Source organism: Flavobacterium sp. 103 (assembly GCF_003096795.1).
Lineage (GTDB): Bacteria > Bacteroidota > Bacteroidia > Flavobacteriales > Flavobacteriaceae > Flavobacterium.
In genome coordinates, this window is sequence record NZ_QENX01000001.1 from 935,797 (window position 1) to 958,196 (window position 22,400).

Genomic DNA, 22,400 nt, shown 5'->3' on the forward strand with positions numbered 1-22,400 from the left:
GTATTTTGTATATTGTAAATTAAAGAGTTATAAAACAAATAGTCGTTTCCTATTAAATTTGGATTAAAAAATATTCCCAATGAAAAACCCATTTAAAGACAAATCTTGGTTTAAATTCCTAAGTAACAAGTACGTTTGGGTCTCGTTATCATTTTTAACATGGATGGTTTTTTTGGATAATTACTCCTATTTTGAACATCGCTTTCTAGACAAACAAATTAATGAATTAGAAGACAATGCTACTTATTATCAAGGCGAAATAAAAAAAGATGAAGAAAACATCAAACAACTAAAAAATCCGTTGCAAATTGAAAAATATGCTCGGGAAAAATACTATATGAAAAAAGATAGTGAAGATATTTATATCATCGAGTTTGATGGTGATACTGTCAAAAAAAAATAATCCTATCGCATTTCAAATCTAACTACAATTAAAAATGGCCAAGAATTTATTCGACGATTTCAGCCCTGTTTCTGCAAAACTTTGGAAACAAAAAATTCAATTTGAACTCAAAGGAGCCGATTATAACGAAACCGTAATCTGGAATTCTCCCGAGGATATCAAAGTAAAACCATTTTACGATAAAGAAGATATTGCCAAAAAGTATACTGTTTCCACAAAAGCTTCGCAATTTAGAATTTGCCAAAATATCTATGTCTTTGATTTAGAAAAATCAATCGAAAAAGCGTTGGACTCCATCAATCGTGGTGCCGAAAGTTTACGTTTTACCATTCCAGAAGAAACCGTAAATATTGCAAAACTATTGGAAAAACTTCCTTTAGAAAAAATTGTCTTGTACTTTCATTTCAATTTTATTTCAATCGATTTCGTTAAAAAGATTAACGCTATTGCAAAAGAAAAAAAAGCAACAGTCTATTGTCTTTTGGATCCAATCGGACAATTGGCCAAAGACGGGAATTGGTACAATACCCCAGAAAAAAACAATTTTGACACTTTAAATATACTTGCCAATGAAACGGCATCGCTTTCGATCATAAGTATCAACGGCGGATTGTATCAAAATGCAGGCGCCACTATGGTACAACAAATTGCCTATAGTCTGGCTCACGCCAATGAATATTTTAACCGAATTCAAGACATAAATCAACCTATCGTTTTTCAGATTTCAGTTGGATCTAATTATTTTTTCGAAATCGCAAAACTTCGTGCTTTTAGAATCCTTTTCAAAACCATAGCCAAAGAATACAATCACAATTTGGATTGTCATTTACTGGTTACTCCAACAAAGCGCAACAAAACTATCTACGATTATAATGTGAATATGCTGCGCACTACAACCGAATGTATGAGTGCTATTCTTGGCGGAGCAAATGCGATTGCTAATTTACCCTATGATGCTTTGTACCACAAAGACAATGAATTTGGAGATAGAATTGCCAGAAACCAATTGTTGATTCTAAAAGACGAAAGTTACTTTGACAAAGTAGACAATCCTAGCGATGGAAGTTATTATATTGAAAGCTTAACCAATCAATTGGCCGAAAAAGCATTAGTATTATTCAAAGACATTGAAGTTAACGGAGGTTTTCTAAAACAACTGAATGAAGGTGTTATCAAAAGAAAAATACAGGAAAGTGCAGATGCCGAACAAAGCTTGTTTGATTCCGGAAAAGAAACACTTTTGGGAACCAACAAATATCCCAACAAAAATGACAAAATGAAACATGATTTAGAATTGTTTCCTTTTGTAAAAATCAAACCAAGAAAAACTTTGATTACTCCAATAATAGAAAAAAGATTAGCGGAAAAATTAGAGCAGGAAAGACTTTCTGAAGAGTAATCAAGTTACAATATTCAGTCTTCAATAGAAACTAAAAATCAATTTGGTCAAGTAACTAAAGTGATTAAAGGCTAAAAAAATGAAAAGAAAAGATTTACAACATATAAAGCTTAAAGAAGATTTCCAGTCTGCAGACCGCAGTCCACAGTCTGAGAACTTCCTAACCGCAGAAGGAATTGAACTTCACAAAACGTATGCTGAAAAAGATATAGAATCTATTGAGCATCTTGATTTTGGAGCAGGCTTTGCACCCAACTTGCGTGGTCCTTATGCCACCATGTACGTACGCAGGCCTTGGACGATACGTCAATATGCAGGATTCTCAACTGCCGAAGAAAGCAATGCTTTTTACAGACGAAACCTAGCAGCAGGTCAAAAAGGGCTTTCAATCGCTTTTGATTTACCTACACACAGAGGTTACGATTCGGATCACGAACGCGTAGTAGGTGATGTCGGAAAAGCGGGAGTTGCCATAGACTCTGTTGAAGACATGAAAGTACTCTTTAACCAGATTCCGCTTGACGAAATGTCGGTTTCAATGACTATGAATGGCGCCGTTTTACCGATTATGGCTTTTTATATTGTTGCTGCCGAAGAACAAGGAGTAAAACCGGAACAACTTTCGGGAACTATTCAAAATGACATCCTGAAAGAATTTATGGTGCGCAATACCTATATCTACCCGCCTACTCCATCAATGAAAATCATAGCAGACATATTTGAATTCACCAGCAACAAAATGCCAAAATTCAATTCCATTTCCATCTCAGGCTACCATATGCAGGAAGCTGGAGCAACAGCTGATATAGAATTAGCTTACACATTGGCCGATGGATTGGAATATATTAGAACAGGATTGGCTACGGGAATGAAAATTGATGATTTTGCTCCTCGCCTCTCTTTTTTCTGGGCTATCGGGATGAACCATTTTATGGAAATTGCCAAAATGAGAGCAGGAAGAATGATATGGGCTAAATTAATCAAACAATTCAGCCCAAAAGATGAAAAATCATTGGCATTGAGAACTCATTGCCAAACATCGGGTTGGAGTTTGACGGAGCAAGACCCTTTCAACAATGTGGCGCGCACTTGTATTGAAGCAACCGCGGCAGCTTTTGGAGGAACACAGTCTTTACACACTAATGCACTGGACGAAGCGATTGCTTTACCTACAGATTTTTCAGCTCGAATTGCACGGAATACCCAAATCTATTTGCAGGAAGAAACCAAAATCACCAAAACAGTAGATCCATGGGCTGGTAGCTATTATGTAGAAAGCCTGACCAAAGAAATTGCAGAGAAAGCTTGGAAACTCATCGAAGAAGTGGAAGAATTGGGAGGAATGACCAAAGCTATTGAAACCGGAATCCCTAAGATTCGAATTGAGGAAGCCGCTGCCCGTAAGCAAGCCCGTATCGACAGTAGTCAAGACATCATTGTTGGGGTCAACAAATACCGTTTGGAAAAAGAAGATCCATTACAGATTTTGGATGTCGACAATCAAATGGTTAGACAACAACAACTCGAACAATTAGACAGAATTAAAGCAACCAGAGATGCTGATAAAGTACAGGCATCTCTTCAAAAATTGAAGCTTTGTGCCGAAACTGGAGAAGGAAACTTACTTGAATTTGCAGTTGAAGCAGCAAGAAATCGTTGTACATTGGGCGAAATTAGCGATGCATTGGAAACTGTTTTCGGAAGATATAAAGCACAAATTAAATCTTTTAGCGGAGTGTATAGCAAAGAAATGAAAGACGACAAAAGCTTTGAAAAAGCAAAACAACTGGCAGATCTTTTTGCCAAACAGGAAGGACGTCGACCAAGAATTATGATTGCCAAAATGGGACAGGATGGTCACGACCGTGGTGCTAAAGTAGTTGCCACTGGTTATGCTGATGTGGGTTTTGACGTGGATATAGGCCCACTATTTCAAACCCCAGCCGAAGCAGCCAAACAAGCTGTAGAAAACGATGTGCATATCCTAGGTGTGTCCTCACTCGCGGCTGGTCATAAAACATTGGTTCCCCAAGTAATTGAAGAACTTAAAAAATACGGAAGAGAAGACATTATGGTCATCGTTGGTGGAGTTATCCCTACACAAGATTACCAGTTTTTATTTGATGCAGGAGCGGTAGCCGTTTTTGGACCTGGAACAAAAATAAGTGAAGCAGCTATTCAAATTTTAGAAATTTTAATCGATTAATAAATACTTCATTTAAAGAATTTATTGAAATCATTAAATAACAGATTTTTAAAGCTATTCAGTACTTTAGTTAATTGTTAAAGTACTGAATAGCTATATTAAAAACTTCCTTTATTTTTTTGCAAAGCAATATTGACACATATAATCAGTCTCGTCGATTTTATCGAAAAGTTATTTTCTTCTTTTTTCTTTAGATTTTTTCATCTTGCACAAGCAAAAAATCCAATCCCCAAAAACAAACTATTCCCCAAAGAACTGTCAGACTTCATCTGTTTTTTTTAATATAACTCTCCATTTTCTACTTTAAAATTTAAAATTGGGAGGTACTTGCTTAATAATTAAAATTTTAGGACTCTCAATCTTAATAAAAAAGGCTTTTTAAATTAACATCCTTTAAGCAAGGCGTTAACAATACGTGCATTAAAATTAACCTAATTTTATAATAGTTTTTAGAATAAATAATATAACAAAAAGGGGAAGAAAATGAATAAGCCTTACCATTTATTTTAAAAATAAAATTTCAAAATATAATATTAATTTAAAATAGAATATTATGAAAGCAGTTTTAATTATTGCATTAGTTTTAGGAATGCATATTACCTCATACTCTCAAAATAAGATAGGAGAAGGTAATGACGAAGGAAATATGAGCACAGTAGATCTACCAGAGATTGTTATTAAAAATGCTGGTAAAGATTTCTCCTATTATTTACCAGACAAAAATCCAGATCCAGGTGTCAAACAACTTCAAAAAGAGTTCATTGCCTATAATTTAGGAAAAGACTACGAAGGCTTTGATAATTTTCTTGTTATTCTTGAAGGACAAAATGGAATCTTGACCGCCACTTATGATTCCAACGGAAAACTTACCAGTGTTGTCGAAAAATACACCGATACACAACTACCTACCCCTGTCATTTATTCAATTTACAAAGCATATCCGGGTTGGCAAATTGTAAATGACAAATATCTCTATACACAAGAAAATGGAGATGTTACAAAAAAAGAATATAATTTAAAACTCAAAAAAGACAACGAAGTAATTAAATTAAAAGTAAATCCGAAAGGTGAAATTATCGATAAAAGCTAACAAAAAAATTAAGAGGCGGTTTGGAAAATCATTTCCAAACCGCCTCTTAATAAATAAAATTCAAGGTTCAATACAATTTAAATCACTCTTGCAGTACTGTCAGCAACAATAAAGGAAGTATCGTAACCTCCAAATTTTCTCAGATAGCTTCTTAATGAAGTTCCATAAACGTCTTTAATAAAACGCTTCCCTTTATATCTGAAATATTTTTTAACAGATCCCACACCAGCAAGATGTGCCGCTGCCAAAATTCCTGATTCAGTAATTCGGATTCCATTCAAAACAGTTCCATCATACCTTTCAATGACTCTTCTTAGTTCCCATTTGTTTTTTGACAAAAGGGCAATAAAAGCTTTTTCTTGCATTCTGGGGCTGTTCAAGAATGCGTCGCAATTGTGAACCCCAATAGTTTTTAAAGTTTCAATACCAAATTGGTATTTTCCTAAATAGCCGAGAGAATTAATTTTTCTGTATTTTCCTTGTGATTCTTTGAAGCCGATTGCTTCTTTATATCCAATAAAAAAGGTTCCAGTATAGGGAATCTCAGAATTGGTATAATCGCTCACATTTAATGATGGTAGTAAGTAGGATGTATCATCTGTTTCGTTAATTAGAAACCATGGGGTAGATTCTAATTTGGAGGGTTTAAAACCTAAGCTTAAAAAAGCTACTACAACAATCAAACTTGTGTAAAAATACCATTTTTTTATCATATTTGGGTTTTCTTCAAAACGCTGTCCCGTTATGAAATTTCTATGCTCAAAGATACGACTTTAAAAATAAAGCTGAAAATCAAGGCTTTAAACTTATCAACTTTTTAATTTTTCACTCCTTAAGTTACTAATTGTGCGGGCGTTCGAGTTTTGAAAATAAATTGAAATAATTGAAAAAACATAACTTATTCAGTATTAAAACATAAGCTTATTCTTGTTTAAAAAAAGAAAAAACGTCTAGGAAAAGCAAAATAACACTGAAATGATTACAAAATCTTCATTTTACGATAACGTTTGAAATAAAAATATAAGAATTGTTAATTAATATATTGATTTTTGGGCATGACCACAAGGGTCGGGCTGTCCATTATATTCCCGATTAACAAAAACTACGGCTAAAAAAGCCTTGTTTTTCTAAATCGGGAGATGTCATTTCCATCCCTCATGCAATCTCGTTTTTAGAACATCATTTTGCATAAAATTCAAATTGATTAGAAAAAATTTAGACCAAAAAAAAGCTTCAAAACTGTTCTAACAATTTTGAAGCTTTTTTTATAATACGAATATCTATCTAACGCTGCACTCCTTGGCTATTAATCCAATCTGAATATTTTTTGGCATTAACATTATGTTCAGCCAAAGTAGCTGCAAATTCATGGTATCCAAAACGATCTACACTCGCACAGAAATAGATATAATTATTCTTTTCAGGGTTTAAAACCGCTTCAAGAGCCGTAATGTCGGGCATTGCGATTGGTCCAGGAGGAAGTCCGATATTCACGTATGTATTATAAGGTGATTTCATAATCAAATCATTGTAGAACACTCTTTTGATTACTTGATTAAAATCGTTTGATTTCTTTTTCATTGCAAAAATTACAGTCGGATCGGCCTGCAATGGCATTTCTAGCCTCAATCTATTCAAATAAACACCCGCAATTCTTGGTCTTTCATCTTTCTTAACTGATTCTTTATGTACTATCGAAGCTAGGATAGTTGCTTGAATTGGAGTCAAACCTTGTGCAGCAGCTTTGGCAGTACGTTCTTTGTTCCAAAATTTATTGTATTCCTTAATCATTTTATCACGAAACTTCTCTGCCGAAGTATTCCAGTAAATATCATAAGTATTAGGAATAAACATCACTAGAACATTCTCTTCCGTAAATCCGTTTTCTTTCAAAAAAATTGAATCTCTAAACGTATTCAATAACTCAAGACTATCCGGCTCGATTTGGGAACCAACTCTACCCGCAAAATTTTCTAGACGCTCTTGATTATTAAAAGCCAAACTTACGGGATCATTAAATTTCATCGCTTTGACCAACTCGTAGCTATTCATACCACTCTTTAGCAAAAAACGACCTGCCTTTACATTTTCTGGATAGCTCGTTTTTCCAGCTACCATTTCAAAACGGCTTATATCTTTGACATAAGGCTCCAAAATATGTTTTACTTGCTCATAATCGGATCCTGTTGGTACGTATACATACAACTCTTTATCTGCAAATTTTGTGTTACCACTAAAAATTTGATACATTAAAACAAAACCATAAACGATTAATATTGATATTAATGCAACAGATACTAATGATACTATTTTTTTTAGATTCAAAATAAAAAAATTTAAATTACTGCGCCAGTTCGCTGTCGCTCGTGTGATTATTAATTAACTGAAAAATTGCTTCGTCTTTGTAAACTCCATTTACCAAAGTCCAATCTTTCTTTACGCCTATTTTTTGGAAACCAAATTTAGTAAAAAGAGCAATACTAGCTTTATTTTCACATCCAATATTTGCATATAATTGATGCAAATTAAGATTATAAAAAGCATACTGAATAAGCAAGTCCAATGCTTCCGACCCAATATTCTTATTCCTATTGGCTGATTCCTGAATCACAATCCCAACACCTGCCCTATTGTTCTTAGGATCAAAATCAAACAAATCAATCAGTCCCAAAGCCGGAAAATCTTCATCTTGACAAATTGCCAATCGCAATTGCTTCGCTTCATAAATATCCTGATGCGCATTTTCCAAATACTGCTTCACCAAAAACCGACTGTAAGGCGTATGCGTGTTGCTCACTTCCCAAATGCTTTGATCATTTTCTATACAATAAATAAACTCCAAATCATTGGGTTCAAGTGCTCGGATATAAATATTATCTCTTTTTAATGTTTTCATTTAGAATTAATCGTTTTTATATCCAATTTTTTTTCTTGGCTCATTATTTTCCTTTTTATCAATAAGCTCATCAAGATAATTAAAAACTAATTCAATATTTTTAGAATGATTAGAAAGTTTCTTTTTAATCTCCTCTATTTCTAGTTTCATACTCAAACTATCAGTAAGCATTTCTCTTATTCTGGTAAAAACCCTAATAATTTGTATGTTCACTTTAATTGCCGTAGGACTATTAAGTACGCTTGACAACATTGCAACTCCTTGCTCTGTAAATGCCATTGGTAAATATCTTGTACCTCCCCAATTTGAGGTGCCAAATTGACTCCTCAAGTTATCGAACTCTTGTTGGTTAAGTTCAAACATAAAATCTTCAGGAAATCGTTCCATATTCCTACGAACTTGTCTTTTTAGTTGTTTGGTTTCAACAACATAAAGTTCTGCTAAATCTTTATCCAACATTACTTTCTGATTTCTTATTAAGTAAATTTTACTGCTAATAATATCGTCAGGAATGGTAATCGCATTGTTCATAATATCTATTTACTTGTAGTTTTTTTTGGCTACCAAAAACCTAGACTCTGGCTATATCTTTTTACCTTAAATCTCTATCGTCCCTTTAAACACAAATTCTGCAGGACCTTTTAGGAACACATTTGTAAAACCATTTGGCGTTTTATCAAAAGAAACCACTAATTTTCCGCCTTCAACATTTACATTGATAACTGTGGCATTTGTTTGTCCTGTGGCATTCATAGCAATTGCAACTGCCGTAGCCCCTGTTCCGCAAGCCAAAGTCTCGTCTTCAACACCTCTTTCGTAGGTGCGAAGTCTAAAAGTGGTATCGTCTATTTTTTTTACAAAATTAATATTGCTACCTGCAGCGCCGTATAATTCGCCATAACGAATCGCAGCACCTTCTTCTTTTATGTTGTAATGCTCTAAATCCTCCACCATTTGAACATGATGTGGGGAACCTGTATTCAAGAAAGAGTGGTCTTTTTTAATATCTATAGTCGGAACATCAATCATCTGCAAAGAAACCAATCCGTTGTCTTCAAATGAAGCGTGATGCAAACCATCAGTCGCAATGAAAGTAGTAGCATTCTCAATCACATTCAAATCTTTGGCGAAAGCCACCAAACAACGTCCTCCATTGCCACACATCGAACTTTGATTCCCATCTGAATTATAATACACCATTTTAAAATCAGTATCAGAGTCATTTTCTAACAAAATAAGGCCGTCACCACCTATCCCAAAACGTCTGTCGCACAAATGAGCAACCAGCTGTGTATTCTCTTTTGGAAAAAATCCGGAACGATTGTCAATCATAACAAAATCGTTTCCAGCACCTTGGTATTTATAAAATTCTAATTGCATTTTTATTTCCATTTTATCACACAAAAGTACAAACTATTAATGAATTGTTAATCATTGTTAAAGAGCGTTAAACCATATTGTTCGAAAAAAAAAATCTGCTAAATTCGTTATCAAATAACTAATAAAAACGAAAAGCAAAATGAAACAAATTTCAAAATTATTCTTGGTATCCTTGTTGAGTGGCGCAACAACCCTTGGCGCATACAAATTATTATTTGACAACAATGGTTATTTTTCGTCCAACAAACATGGAATTACAACACTTGCTCCTGAATCCTACGGAAGACAAGTTGGTCTAGCCGCAGAAAACATCGATTTTACAGTCGCCGCAGACAAAACTGTACACACTGTAGTTCACGTAAAGAATGTATCTGTGAGAACGATTTCTAATCCCATCATGGAATACTTTTACGGATATGGGGGACAACAACAGCAAGAGCAAGTTGGAACTGGATCAGGTGTCATCATTTCTGAAGATGGTTATATCGTGACCAACAATCACGTGGTAAAAGACGCTACAGACATTGAAATCACATTGAACAACAAAAAAACGTACAAAGCAAAACTCATTGGAACCGATTCTAAAATGGACATTGCTTTGCTAAAAATCGATGCCGATGAAAAATTACCCTATTCTACATTTGCCAACTCCGATTCGGTTAAAGTAGGTGAATGGGTATTAGCCGTAGGAAATCCATACAACTTGACATCAACCGTAACAGCCGGAATTGTTTCGGCCAAAGCCAGAAATCTGGACGCTCGAGGAATTCAGTCTTTCATACAAACTGATGCTGCGGTAAACCCAGGAAACAGTGGCGGTGCTTTGGTAAACACCCGTGGTGAATTGATTGGAATCAACACTATGATTTCATCAATGACAGGTTCTTATGTTGGCTATTCTTTTGCCATTCCTTCCAATAATGCCCGAAAAATAATCGAAGACATAATGGAATTTGGAAATGTACAAAGAGGAATTCTAGGAGTTGAAGGAGGTGAATTGAACGGAACTGCTTCCAAAGAATTGGGAATTTCACAAACACAAGGCTTTTACATTAACAGAGTATCCAAAAACTCGGGTGCCGAAAAAGCCAAATTACAAAAAGGAGATATCATCATCAAATTAGACAATCAGGATATTTCTACTTTTGCTGATCTTTCAGGCTATGTTAACACCAAAAGACCTAATGATAAAGTTCAGGTTACTATCATTAGAGATGGCAAAAATTTAGTTGTACCAGTTATATTGAGTAAAAATGAAAACTTTAGCACCGAATTCAAAGGAATCGAACTGGAGAACATTGATGCTGCCGATAAAAAGAAATTCAAATTGGATTATGGCGTAAAAATCAAATCCATTAACAATGAAAACTTAGCACAATATAGTGATGAACTTACTGGAAATATCATTTTGAGCATTGATAATGTCAAAGCAACGAATGTCGAAACGGTTTCTAAACTTTTGAATAATAAAGACGAAAAACAAAGCATCCGTATCGAAATGATAAATAAAAACGGTGAGGTCATGCGAATCATTATCTAAAAAGTTAAAACGATAAATTTAAAGTCGGCTTGCAAATGCAAGTCGGCTTTTTTTATTCCAAAAAAGTTATAAAAAAAGTTACGAAATCGATTGAAATAAGTACTTTTGCACCAAATTTTAAAAAACTGCATTAATTAACAATACAAATTTTCAACATGAATAACATGGATTTATACGAAAAAGAGGTTTCGTTTCAAGCCGACAGAAGACGTTCAGGAGTAGAATTAATTAAAATTATTAGTGATTTATGGTATGACAAATCAATCGAATTGGTTTTGTTCCGCAATCAATTAATAGATAGAAACGTAAGTGAAATTATCAACTTACATGAATATGCAGGTAAATTTGTAGGCAAACCAATCTCGGTTTCCGATTCAGTTGAAATCGCCAATGTAATTCTTACTTTGGACTTACCACCATCAAAATTGGATATTGGAAAACTTACTTACGAGTACCGTCTTGAAGATGAAAAATATCCAGATGCAAGACATTTTGTTTTAGACAAATTAAAAGAAGCTAAATTCTCTGAAGAAATCCAACCCAAAGATGTAATTCTTTATGGCTTTGGTCGTATTGGTCGCTTATTGGCACGAGAGCTAATGTCCAAAACGGGAAAAGGAGAGCAAATGCGTTTGAGAGCAATCGTTACGAGAGATAAAAACGACGCTACAAGTCTAGAAAAAAGAGCTTCATTATTACGTTACGATTCCATTCACGGAGATTTTCAAGGTTCTGTTGTTGCCGATACAAAAAACAATGCCTTAATCATCAACGGTACTACCGTTCATATCATCACTGCAAACACTCCAGAGGAAATTGACTATACTAAATACGGAATTGACAATGCCCTAGTGATTGACAATACTGGCGCTTTTACAACCAAAGAAGCATTGAGCCGTCATTTAGTTTCAAAAGGAGTTGACAAAGTATTACTTACCGCACCAGGAAAAGGAGTTCCAAATATCGTTCACGGTGTTAATCAAAACGAATACAACCCAGACGAAATCGACATTTTCTCGGCAGCTTCCTGCACCACCAATGCGATTACTCCAATCCTAAAAGCGATTGAAGATACATTGGGAGTTGTAAAAGGACACCTAGAAACAATTCACGCTTATACAAACGACCAAAATTTGGTCGACAATATGCACAATAAATACCGTCGTGGTAGAGCTGCTGCACTCAATATGGTCATCACCGAAACTGGTGCCGGAACTGCAGTTGCCAAAGCATTGCCATCATTGGAAGGTAAATTAACTTCAAATGCTATTCGCGTTCCAGTTCCAAATGGTTCTTTGGTTGTACTGAATCTTGAAGTAAACAAAGAAACTTCGGTAGAGGCTATCAACGCTATTATGAAAAAGTATGCACTTGAAGGCGAATTGGTAGAACAAATCAAATATTCATTGAATAACGAATTAGTTTCTTCAGACATCGTGGGAACCTCTGCACCTTCAATTTATGACAGCAATGCCACCATCGTTTCCAAAGACGGAAAAAACATAGTGCTTTACATTTGGTACGACAACGAATACGGCTACAGTCACCAAGTAATAAGACTAGCCAAATATATTGCCAAAGTAAGACGTTTTACGTACTACTAGCATTTAGATTTACAGGTTGGGAAAGCTCTTTTAGTTTTAATTTTAGTTTTTAGATAATAAATTGCCCCAGCCTGAATTCAACAGAAATCCGCCAAGTTTTAGAACAAGGCGGATTTTTTTTATTTTCAGTTCAAAAAAAAACTTTCTTAACCTCAAAGTTCGCAAAGCTTTGCGAACTTTGAGGTATTCTTTGCGAACTTTGCGGTTAATTTTTAGACATGTATAACTCGTAAAATCTAAATCGGCAAAACCGTCGTACTCTTCACTTCCGAAATAATAAAAAAACTGTTTATCAAAGATACCTCAGGCAAAATGGATAATTTCATTTGATGAAAATGATGGTAACTTTCCATATCGGGCAATACAATTTTGAGCATATAATCAAAACTTCCCGAAACAAAATTACATTCCACCACTTCAGGCAAATTCAATATCGCTTGATTGAAACTATCCGAAATATCAAAAGTTTGCTTCACCAAGGTCACTTGACAGTAAACAGTCAGGTTTTTACCTAGTTTTTTCTTGTTCAAAATAGAAACATATCGCTCTATAATACCCTCTTTTTCAAGACGTTTCACTCTATCATGAACTGGAGTTAGCGAGAGATTTATACGATTTGAAATGTCTTTTAATGTCAAATGAGCATCTTCCTGCAGGAGGCGCAATATTTTTCTGTCGTTTTCGTCTAAAATCATAACAAAAAGAGGTTTATTAAAATTGATTTATAACAAAATAATCCGATTAATTTTCTTTTTACAAATAAAAAAAGCATCAAAAAAAGAAATATTTCATGCAAAATTACTAAATAAAAATAATATTTTCCTATTTTCATTTACTATGAACAAAATTTTTCTTTATCTCCTAAATTTGTAATTGAATTTTAAATCAATCACTAAATACAACAGTTATGATAATCGGTGTACCAAAAGAAATTAAGAATAACGAAAATCGTGTTGCTCTAACTCCAGCAGGTGTTGCTGAGATGAAAAATAACGGTCATAGTGTTTATGTTCAAGCAACTGCAGGTGAAGGAAGCGGTTTTGCTGATGAAGAATATGCTGCAGCCGGTGCTGTAATCTTACCTACTATTGAAGAAGTATATGGTATCGCTGAAATGATTATCAAAGTAAAAGAGCCAATCGCTTCAGAATACCCACTTATTAAAAAAGATCAATTACTTTTCACATACTTTCACTTTGCATCATCTGAGCCATTAACTCATGCAATGATTGAGCGTCAAGCTATCTGTTTGGCATACGAAACTGTTGAAAAAACAGACCGTAGCTTACCATTATTAGTTCCAATGTCTGAAGTAGCAGGTCGTATGTCTATTCAAGAAGGTGCAAAATACTTAGAAAAACCATTAAAAGGAAGAGGAATTCTTCTAGGTGGTGTCCCAGGTGTTCCTCCTGCTAAAGTATTAGTACTTGGTGGCGGAATCGTAGGAACTCAAGCCGCAAAAATGGCTGCTGGTCTAGGAGCTCAAGTAACTATCATGGATGTGAGCTTGCCACGTTTACGTCAATTAGACGATATTATGCCAGCTAATGTTATGACACAAATGTCTAACGAATACAACATCAGAAAAGCAATTTTAGACACTGATTTGATTATTGGAGCTGTATTAATCCCAGGAGCAAAAGCACCACATTTGATTAAACGTGAAATGTTAAAATCTATGCGCCCAGGAACAGTTCTTGTTGACGTTGCTGTAGATCAAGGAGGATGTATCGAAACTTGTACTCCTACAACTCACGAAAACCCAACTTTCATCATTGATGATATCGTACATTACTGTGTGGCTAATATGCCAGGTGCAGTACCTTATACTTCAACTTTGGCGCTTACAAATGCTACATTACCTTACGCTGTACAATTGGCAAACAAAGGATGGCAAAAAGCTTGTGCTGAGAACGAAGAATTAAAAAAAGGATTAAACATAGCAAACGGAAAAATCCTTTACAAAGGAGTAGCCGAAGCTTGGAACCTTCCTTTTAATGAAGAGTTAGTATTAGCCGACGCAGTTTGCTAATATTAAATAAGTGCTTACTACACTAGAAAAACCCGTTTTGTTCATCAAAACGGGTTTTCTGTTTTATATCACGAACAAAAAATCCGTCTCGATTCATGAGACGGATTTTCAAAAAACTTTCTTAATATAATCTGCATCCTAATTCAGAATTCTCGAGACAATCTGAGTTCTGAAATCTGCAATCTAAAATCTGAACACTTATTCCTTAGATTTAGTCAAATAATAAATCGGAATTCCAATCAACATTATAAAAACACCCCAACCACAAGTACTAGGTTTTGTGTATAACAAAGCAATACAAATGGCAATGGCAATAAGAATATAAAGTGCTGGCAAAAACGGATAACCAAAAGCCCTATATGGTCTTTCGGCATCTGGCATTTTCTTGCGAAGAACAAAAATTCCGTAAATGGTCAGGATGTAAAATATCAAAACAATAATTACAACAAAGTCCAACAAATCGCCGTATTTTCCAGTCAAACACAAGGCCGAAGCCCAAAAACACTGCGCCCACAATGCCCAGGCCGGTACGCTCGCCTTGTTCAAATGGGAAGCTTTTTTGAAAAACAAACCGTCTTGCGCCATCGTATAATAAACCCTTGCCCCAGTCATAATCAAACCATTATTACAGGCAAAAGTCGAAATCATAATCATCAAGGCGATAATTAATGTTCCAATATTTCCGAAAATATTTTGTGATGCCACAACAGCCACTCTATCCGATTCTGCCGTAGCAATATCCTGCAAAGGGACCACCGCCAAATACATCACATTGGCCAAAATATAAATACAACTTACAATCAAGGTTCCTAGAAACAAACTCAATCCTACATTGCGTTTTGGATTTTTGATTTCCCCAGCGATAAAAGTCACGCCTTCCCATGCCACGCTAGAAAACAACGATCCCACCAATGCCGCCGACATTGCCGAAATCAAGGCCACTCCACTAATCGGAAGCCAAGAACCCGTATCAGTATTCAATGATTGAGAAGTCCAGGCATTCGCCCAGTTGGCGTCCCAAACTTCGGATTTAGCTGCCACGAATCCGAAAATAATCAATCCAAAAATCGAGGCAATTTTAATAACCGTCAAAACTGTTTGCAAAATCTTGCTGTTTTTCACACCACGACTATTGATATAACTCAATAAAATAATGGTGATTATCGAAACGATTTGGGCAGCACTCAGTTTGAAATCGCCTAATTCATAAATAATATTTTTTTCGCTTACAGGAGAATACAAATAAGCCGCAAATTTCGAGAAAGCCACACCCACAGCGGCAATTGTACCGGTTTGTATCACGGCAAAAAAGCTCCAACCGTATAAAAACCCAATCAGTTTTCCGTAAGCTTCTTTTATATAAACGTATTGCCCGCCCGCTTTAGGAAACATCGCGCTCAACTCGCCATAACTAACGGCTGCAATCACGGTAATAAATCCGGTAAGCACCCACATCGCAATCAGCCAGCCGGCAGAACCCAATTGGCGCACCATATCCGAGCTCACAATAAATATCCCTGATCCAATCATTGATCCAACAACAAGCATTGTTCCGTCTAGTAATCCGAGTTCTCTTTTAAATTCTTCTGGTTTGTTTTCTTCCATTTTTATAGGTTTATTTTTTGGTTGGCTAAAGATATACTTTTTTTTGAAAATGGCTAATAATACTCTTTACACCCAGGGCAAACGCATGAGTTGTTTTTACCGCAGATTCGCAAATTTTAATTGAAATTTCTATACCGAATTAACCGCTTTCAGCGGAATTAGCGCAAATTAATTTCTTTAAAATCAAAAAAAAATCAGCTTTCCAATAAATTAATCAGCGAATCTGCGGCCATTATTTAAACTCATGCGTTTGCCCTGTCTTTACACCGAAAGATTAAATAATAAAAAACAAAAAACTCTTAAGTTTCCTTAAGAGTTCCATTGAATTATTTTTTTAAAAGTTATTTTAATACTCGATTCACCTGTGCAAAATTACGACGGTAATAAGGCTCTTTGGTAGAAGAGATAATCACTCCTGAATGTGTTGAAGAATGAATAAATTTTATTTCATCTTCAGCTACATCGATTACCATTCCAACATGATTGATATGACTTCTTCCGTTAGTTTTAAAGAAAATCAAATCACCTTTTTGCACATTCTCGGTTTCTACTCTTTCACCAAAACTTGACTGTTCTATAGAAGATCTCGGTAATTTTATATCAAAATTTCCGAATGTAGAACACATAAACCCCGAACAATCAAATCCAGCGGTTGTGGTACCTCCACTTCTATATCTTGTTCCTATTTTATCGTATGCTGTTTGTATCAATTGATCGATCAAACCTACATTCGACATATTATTAAACGTTGCGCTTATTGTATCTTTAGGAATTAATTTTATTTGAGACTCTGCCACGTCCACTTCACTCCCCTTTTCAATTTTATCATTAGGAACTTGAATACTCAACTTTGAACCAACCAATAATTTTTGTTGAATAGCAGGATTTTGCTTTTCTAATTCTGCAACAGTAATTCCGTATTTCTTTGCAATTCCGTACTTAGTTTCTTTGGTCAAAACCTCATGAATGATTTCTGATGTCTGAATTTGTGAATCTGCTTTTACCTCTTTATCGTTAACTTCTTTTTCGTCAAGCACAGAAGCCACTTCTTTACTTTCCTTAACCGCAGTAGAAACTTCTTTCGTTTCAGACTTTTTTACTTCAAGTACAACTTCATTTTCAACTATTTTACCATTACTTGGAATCAAAATAGTTTGTCCAATGCTTAATCCTTTCTTTCCTATTTTTGGATTTGAATTTTGCAATTCTTTTAATGAAACACCATATATCTTTGCAATAACATACAAGGATTCTTTAGCTTTCACTTGGTGCGTTAATGGAGTTGATGCTTCTACCGTCTCAACTATCTCTTGCGTTTTTGAATTGGATAAATTTGCTATCTCTTTTTTAGTCAAACTCGATGGGATAACAATCGTTTGGCCAACTTTTAATCCTTCTGTTTCTAATTGAGGATTGGCTTTATAAAGTAGTTCTGTAGTAGTTTTGAATTGCTTTGTAATTCCGTAAATTGTTTCTTTGGTCAATACTTGGTGATTGATATCTATTGTTTTTTCAGAATCAGCAACTACCAATTCATTCGTTTTTTTAGATTCAGAATTTGGAATCTGCAAAACCTGATTAAGTTGCAAGGTCTTTTTAGCCTTGGGATTTAGCTTATAAATAGAAACAATAGAAACATTATATTTTTGAGCAATACTAGAAATTGTTTCCCCTTTTACTATGGTGTGTTTGATGTTATTCTCTTGCGAAAAAACACCAACACTACAAAAAATAAACGCTAAAACAATTACTCTTAAAAACTTCATACTTGTATTTTTTCACCTCATTTTTTTTAATACGTACGATTTCGAGGTAATTTATTGAATTTTATCGTATTTCATCCCTCAAAAAGGGATTTTTATCGAGATTTACAAATATAAGTTATTTGTTAGATTTGAAAGTTAAAGGATTACTAAAATTTAAAAAAATGTTACAATAATCTTCTTAGCAGTTGATAATGTTAATTATTAAAACAGTTTACAAACTTTCCAAAATAGCTACATAGTGAAAAACAGTACCTAAAAGCACAAAAAAATGCCAAACAGTATGAAAGTAGTTTTTATGTCCTTTTACATAAAAATAAACGCCTACAGTATAACTCAATCCTCCGGCAAGTATCCACAAAAAAATCGATAAAGGAATAACTCCCCATAACGGCTTTATCACAAAAACGATCATCCATCCCATCAATAAATAAAACAAAACAGAAAGAAACTTAAAACGATCAACGTAAAAAATCTTAAAAAAAGTTCCCAGCAAAACTATTGACCACATTATTCCCAGAAAAACCAAAGCCGTTTCTTTATTCAAATAAATAACCATCAATGGTGAGTAGGTTCCGGCAATTAGATAGTAAATACTGATGTGATCTGCAATTTTAAGCAACTGTTTCGTTTTCTCTTTTTGTGCCAAATGATACAAAGACGAAAATGAATACACCAATAACATTCCTATTCCAAAAACAATAACGGAAGATTCGGTAATTAAATTGTGCTGTCCGCTTGATTTCATAAGAAGGAACGGCATTCCGATTAAACAAAAAAGCACACCAAGAGCATGTGAAATTCCATTGGCTAATTCTTCGTTGCGCGTTTGTATTCTTACTTCCATTACAGTCTGATTTAATAGTTTTTATTTCACTAAAGATACGATTTCATCATTTAATTTCAACCATTCCGAGGCATAAGCTTTTAAAATTCTGCTCTGTTTACTCAATATTTTTTTTTGATAGTAAAATGCATTGTCGAGCTACTTGCGGAAATCTCTCCTCTACTATTGTGAAAAGCAGGATATTTAAATAAACTCTCGCAAAGACGCAAAGGTTAAGGCAGTTTCTTTGCGTCTTTGTGAGAATTTGACTTGCAAACCCAACTACAATGATAAAAACCCCACAACTTTAAAACTCAACAGTAGCGCTTTACTTATATTTTTAACAAAATACAAAAATAAAGAAAGAAAAAAGCTATGCAAAAAAGCAAAAATAGTTTAGTTTTGATTTTGTAATCTATTATTGCAATAACCAATAAAAAACTATTTATGTCAAATTTGCTTAACAATCGCGTAAACGCTACTGCTACGGCAGCACAGGTAACGGCAGTCAAAGCCGCTTTCCAAACTATTCTAACCAATCTTCCTTTTCTGGTGGGTTTAACTGCCGATGAGAGAAAATCATTAATCACTATTGATGTCAGCAACAAGGCGTTTACCGAAGATGCCATTAATGCAGCGGTAAACAATCCAACGCTTGTTCCTTCCTATCTTTCGGTGGCGAATATGCAAAGTGATTTAACACTTTTTACGCAACTGGATGAAATCTCGGGATTGGCAAACCAGCTTTGTGAGCGCATTGAAGACACTAAAATGCTCGCAGGAAGCGAAGCCTACAGTGTGGCGCTGGCGCTGTACAAATCCTTTGGTTCGGCAGCCGATGCCGGAGTTCAGGGTGCCGACAGCATAGTCGATCAACTCAAAAAACGTTTTCCGAGCAATAGCAGTACAGGAACTACTGCAGCACCTCCTGCACCCGTGCAATAACAACCGTTGCCATGCTAAACTGGCCCCATTTGGCAATGGGGCTTTTTTTACCGAAATAGCGAATCAAAAAACGACCTATGGGGCTTCTTTTCTAGTACTAATAGGGGTGCTTTAGGGTAATAGTACACCCATAAAAACACCCTTAGCCCCCTACAAATAAGGGTCAAACCTCCCTCCTTTAGGGAGTATAGCCCCTCTTTTAATGGAGCAAGACCCCTACTTTATAGTACCCATACACCCTATAAATAATAGTATCGGTACTGCTTTTAGGGAGCATAGGGGTGTATAATGGGGTGGTTTGATCACTTTTATTGGGTATAAACTATTTAAAAAAAGACTATTATGACAGACAACAATAAAAAACACAGCCTCGACAGGGGCGATCAGTACCCGCAGGTGGGGAATTTTATCAATTACCACATTTCACAGCAGCTTGTAACCAAAGCAGATGTAGCCAGAGCACTGAACATACGCCCCAAAGGACTGGCAGCCTATTGCAAAAGAGATACGCTGCAGTTTGCCGTTTTATGGAAACTAAGCCTGGCATTGAAACACAATTTTATCGCTCAATTGGGCGAATACCTGCCCTATCGTTTTGAAACCATTCGCGAAAGAGCCCTAAAAGAAGAACTTGCCCAGAAAGAGGCCATCATACAAAAAATGGAAATCCAGATGGAAACACTGCGGGAATTGATTAAAAAATAAAACGAATTGGAATTGTGAGGAAATCAATTATATTTGGGAGAATAATGCTGACGAATATTTCGTCAAGCTAACCAACTAACAGATGTATAGACGAAGTTATGTTTCGTATATATACTTGTTGGCAGAAATGCACGCGCAGAAGTAGAAAATTAACATATTAACATATTAAATGAAGAAAATAATTTCAATATCAATTCTATTTTTATTTGCATTCCAATTACAGGGTCAAGAAAGAAAAAGTCCAAAAAAAATAAAAGTGAACGGCGATTATGTTCATTCAGAAACTAAAACAAATTTTCCCGAAATATTTGATGTTTACAAACGAATTGATGTTTACTCATTTGATAAACAAGATGAAAATATTGGTGTGACATATGAAAATGAAACGAGCGATAAGAAAACTACAATTTCAATTTATATATATCCAACAAATGAAGCTACTGAAGATAGATTAAGAAATGAATATTTTAATTCTATGCAATCAATAGCTAATTTTTCTAAAAATGGAATAAATGCGACACAAAAGCTTATTAGAAAAGTTGGCGATAAATATATCTGTAATGGAATTAAAGCAGAAATGAAAAATGACAAAAATGAAATAACACAATTATCTTTATTTGAATGTGGGAATTGGTTTTACAAAATTAGATTGACAACAAACGAATTAGATACTAATCAAGTTGAGAATGTTGAAAAAAAAATTGTAGAAAAATTTGAACCAACAAGACTAACTGGAACAAAATTATTAAATACAAAAGCGACTATAATTTTTGCTAAAGCAGTTATGAGAGATTCAACGATGTTAGGTTCTGTAATGGGTGGTGCATTAAAAAAATTAGCTTGGGCAAACGAAAATATTAAAGAAAATGAAAGGCTTTCTGGTTTTCCAGATTTGTATCTTGAAATGCAAATTGAGTCAATTAAGGAAATCGTAGCCTTTGAAACAAAACATAAATTTAAAACACTCGATTCTACAAGAGAGTATTTAGACCAATACAATGAAATCATAAATGCTGGATTTTTGGCTGAATATTTAATGGAAAAGAATAATATGTTGATGATAGTTCCTGAAAATATTAAATTGAATTTTACAGCATATGAGGAATGGAAGAAAAACCATCCTATAAAACCAATATTGGATGAAAAATTTAGTCTTGTAACATATAAAACTTAAAAGCACTTCTGCCAACACACGCTACAAGCAATTTGGGGATTTGGCTTAATTTAATTATAGTTTTGTATTTGGAAGATTAGGCGAATCCGAATAATGAGCTTAATTTGAAACCAAATTAGTATTTTTGATCATCACTAAAAAGACCAACTGTTGCATTAAGGTCTTGAATCCACCATAACGAATTAAGTATGAAATTTTAAAAATGAAATATCAATATAGATACTTAAACGCCACACTGATTTTCTGTCTAATTGGCTTTTTTATACCTGGATTCACTGCAATTTTATTATTGGGTATCCAAATGCTTTTAACCGAAATTGGAATGGAATGTGCGAATTCATGGAAATTAATTTGGACTGGAACTTGGATTGGAATGATTTTATTACCTATTTTATTTTTTAGATATCTAAATGGAAAATCAACAGTGCCTTATCAAAAAATAAAGACAAACTTAATTTTATTTAATTTGTTTGAATATATCTTCATACAAGCTAGCCTTGCTTCACTTTTTACTAATGGAAATACTTTATGTTACGGTAGCGGTGGCCAAAATGGAATTGAGTTTGCTTTTACCGCTTTGCTTGCTTTACCAATTTTAATTATTTTTAGCTATTTTTTTGAATATCACACCGAAACAACAATCGCAGAATAAACGCACTACCGCCAACACACGCTACAAGCAATTTGGGTATTAGGCTTAATTTGAAGTTGGTTTTGTATTTGGAAGATTTGGCAAATCCCCTATCAGTGCCTATCGGTGCCTCTTTTTAGGTTTTCCACAGACTGATGTTAGCCAATCAAAACAAAAATATCATTATGAAAACGAATGCCC

General features: G+C 34.6%; 20 protein-coding genes. 11 read left to right on the top strand and 9 right to left on the bottom strand.

Annotated elements, in window-relative coordinates:
• Nucleotides 1-79: 79 nt before the first annotated feature.
• The 4 genes from C8C85_RS03760 (at nt 80) to C8C85_RS03775 (ending at nt 5,098) form a co-directional block, all read left to right on the top strand.
• Entirely contained in the window at nt 80-403 is a 324-nt protein-coding gene (locus tag C8C85_RS03760) for an FtsB family cell division protein (protein ID WP_116795895.1), read from the top strand.
• 34 nt (nt 404-437) lie between these two features.
• Nucleotides 438-1,802, top strand: a complete 1,365-nt coding sequence (locus C8C85_RS03765) for a methylmalonyl-CoA mutase subunit beta (protein ID WP_116795896.1) — start codon at nt 438-440, stop codon at nt 1,800-1,802.
• 79 nt (nt 1,803-1,881) lie between these two features.
• Complete coding sequence (scpA, locus tag C8C85_RS03770; RefSeq protein WP_116795897.1) at nt 1,882-4,008, top strand: methylmalonyl-CoA mutase; 2,127 nt, start codon at nt 1,882-1,884, stop codon at nt 4,006-4,008.
• A 553-nt stretch (nt 4,009-4,561) separates the two neighbouring features.
• Nucleotides 4,562-5,098: a hypothetical protein gene (locus tag C8C85_RS03775; RefSeq protein ID WP_116795898.1), complete on the top strand. Its 537-nt coding sequence runs from the start codon at nt 4,562-4,564 to the stop codon at nt 5,096-5,098.
• 77 nt (nt 5,099-5,175) lie between these two features.
• Here the strand turns inward: C8C85_RS03775 and C8C85_RS03780 are convergent, their stop codons facing one another.
• The 5 genes from C8C85_RS03780 to dapF form a co-directional block, all read right to left on the bottom strand.
• Nucleotides 5,176-5,811, bottom strand: coding sequence for a peptidoglycan-binding protein LysM (locus tag C8C85_RS03780; RefSeq protein WP_116795899.1), 636 nt, complete (start codon nt 5,809-5,811; stop codon nt 5,176-5,178).
• Between the two features lie 571 nt (nt 5,812-6,382).
• Nucleotides 6,383-7,423, bottom strand: coding sequence for an endolytic transglycosylase MltG (mltG, locus tag C8C85_RS03785; protein WP_116795900.1), 1,041 nt, complete (start codon nt 7,421-7,423; stop codon nt 6,383-6,385).
• Nucleotides 7,424-7,439: 16 nt separating this feature from the next.
• Nucleotides 7,440-7,994 carry a GNAT family N-acetyltransferase gene (locus C8C85_RS03790; RefSeq protein WP_116795901.1) on the bottom strand — a complete coding sequence of 185 codons (555 nt, stop codon included), beginning with the start codon at nt 7,992-7,994 and terminating at the stop codon, nt 7,440-7,442.
• Between the two features lie 6 nt (nt 7,995-8,000).
• Complete coding sequence (locus C8C85_RS03795) at nt 8,001-8,525, bottom strand: ORF6N domain-containing protein (RefSeq protein ID WP_116795902.1); 525 nt, start codon at nt 8,523-8,525, stop codon at nt 8,001-8,003.
• 66 nt (nt 8,526-8,591) lie between these two features.
• The gene (gene dapF, locus C8C85_RS03800; RefSeq protein WP_116798359.1) at nt 8,592-9,374 is read right to left on the bottom strand and encodes a diaminopimelate epimerase; all 783 of its coding nucleotides are present in this window, start codon (nt 9,372-9,374) and stop codon (nt 8,592-8,594) included.
• 139 nt (nt 9,375-9,513) lie between these two features.
• Between dapF and C8C85_RS03805 the strand changes: the two genes are divergently transcribed.
• A complete protein-coding gene (locus tag C8C85_RS03805; RefSeq protein WP_116795903.1) occupies nt 9,514-10,914 on the top strand; it encodes a trypsin-like peptidase domain-containing protein in 1,401 nt (466 codons plus the stop codon).
• A 155-nt stretch (nt 10,915-11,069) separates the two neighbouring features.
• A complete protein-coding gene (locus C8C85_RS03810; RefSeq protein WP_116795904.1) occupies nt 11,070-12,518 on the top strand; it encodes a glyceraldehyde-3-phosphate dehydrogenase in 1,449 nt (482 codons plus the stop codon).
• A gap of 236 nt (nt 12,519-12,754) precedes the next feature.
• On the opposite strand, the gene C8C85_RS03815 is transcribed toward C8C85_RS03810, so the two are convergent.
• Nucleotides 12,755-13,213: an Lrp/AsnC family transcriptional regulator gene (locus C8C85_RS03815; RefSeq protein ID WP_077370209.1), complete on the bottom strand. Its 459-nt coding sequence runs from the start codon at nt 13,211-13,213 to the stop codon at nt 12,755-12,757.
• A 212-nt stretch (nt 13,214-13,425) separates the two neighbouring features.
• Between C8C85_RS03815 and ald the strand changes: the two genes are divergently transcribed.
• Entirely contained in the window at nt 13,426-14,550 is a 1,125-nt protein-coding gene (ald, locus tag C8C85_RS03820; RefSeq protein WP_116795905.1) for an alanine dehydrogenase, read from the top strand.
• A 198-nt stretch (nt 14,551-14,748) separates the two neighbouring features.
• Here the strand turns inward: ald and C8C85_RS03825 are convergent, their stop codons facing one another.
• From C8C85_RS03825 to trhA, 3 genes are all read right to left on the bottom strand, one after another.
• Nucleotides 14,749-16,155 carry an APC family permease gene (locus C8C85_RS03825; RefSeq protein ID WP_116795906.1) on the bottom strand — a complete coding sequence of 469 codons (1,407 nt, stop codon included), beginning with the start codon at nt 16,153-16,155 and terminating at the stop codon, nt 14,749-14,751.
• 341 nt (nt 16,156-16,496) lie between these two features.
• A complete protein-coding gene (locus C8C85_RS03830; RefSeq protein ID WP_116795907.1) occupies nt 16,497-17,921 on the bottom strand; it encodes a C40 family peptidase in 1,425 nt (474 codons plus the stop codon).
• Nucleotides 17,922-18,132: 211 nt separating this feature from the next.
• The gene (trhA, locus tag C8C85_RS03835) at nt 18,133-18,765 is read right to left on the bottom strand and encodes a PAQR family membrane homeostasis protein TrhA (RefSeq protein WP_111411223.1); all 633 of its coding nucleotides are present in this window, start codon (nt 18,763-18,765) and stop codon (nt 18,133-18,135) included.
• A gap of 426 nt (nt 18,766-19,191) precedes the next feature.
• Between trhA and C8C85_RS18410 the strand changes: the two genes are divergently transcribed.
• The 4 genes from C8C85_RS18410 (at nt 19,192) to C8C85_RS03855 (ending at nt 22,220) form a co-directional block, all read left to right on the top strand.
• Nucleotides 19,192-19,689 (top strand): hypothetical protein, encoded by a 498-nt coding sequence (locus tag C8C85_RS18410; RefSeq protein WP_165818089.1) that lies wholly within the window; start codon nt 19,192-19,194, stop codon nt 19,687-19,689.
• A gap of 342 nt (nt 19,690-20,031) precedes the next feature.
• On the top strand, nt 20,032-20,394 hold the full coding sequence (locus C8C85_RS03845; RefSeq protein ID WP_116795908.1) for a hypothetical protein: 363 nt from the start codon (nt 20,032-20,034) through the stop codon (nt 20,392-20,394).
• A gap of 169 nt (nt 20,395-20,563) precedes the next feature.
• Nucleotides 20,564-21,568 (top strand): hypothetical protein, encoded by a 1,005-nt coding sequence (locus C8C85_RS03850; protein ID WP_116795909.1) that lies wholly within the window; start codon nt 20,564-20,566, stop codon nt 21,566-21,568.
• A 202-nt stretch (nt 21,569-21,770) separates the two neighbouring features.
• On the top strand, nt 21,771-22,220 hold the full coding sequence (locus tag C8C85_RS03855) for a hypothetical protein (protein WP_116795910.1): 450 nt from the start codon (nt 21,771-21,773) through the stop codon (nt 22,218-22,220).
• The last annotated feature ends 180 nt before the right edge of the window (nt 22,221-22,400 follow it).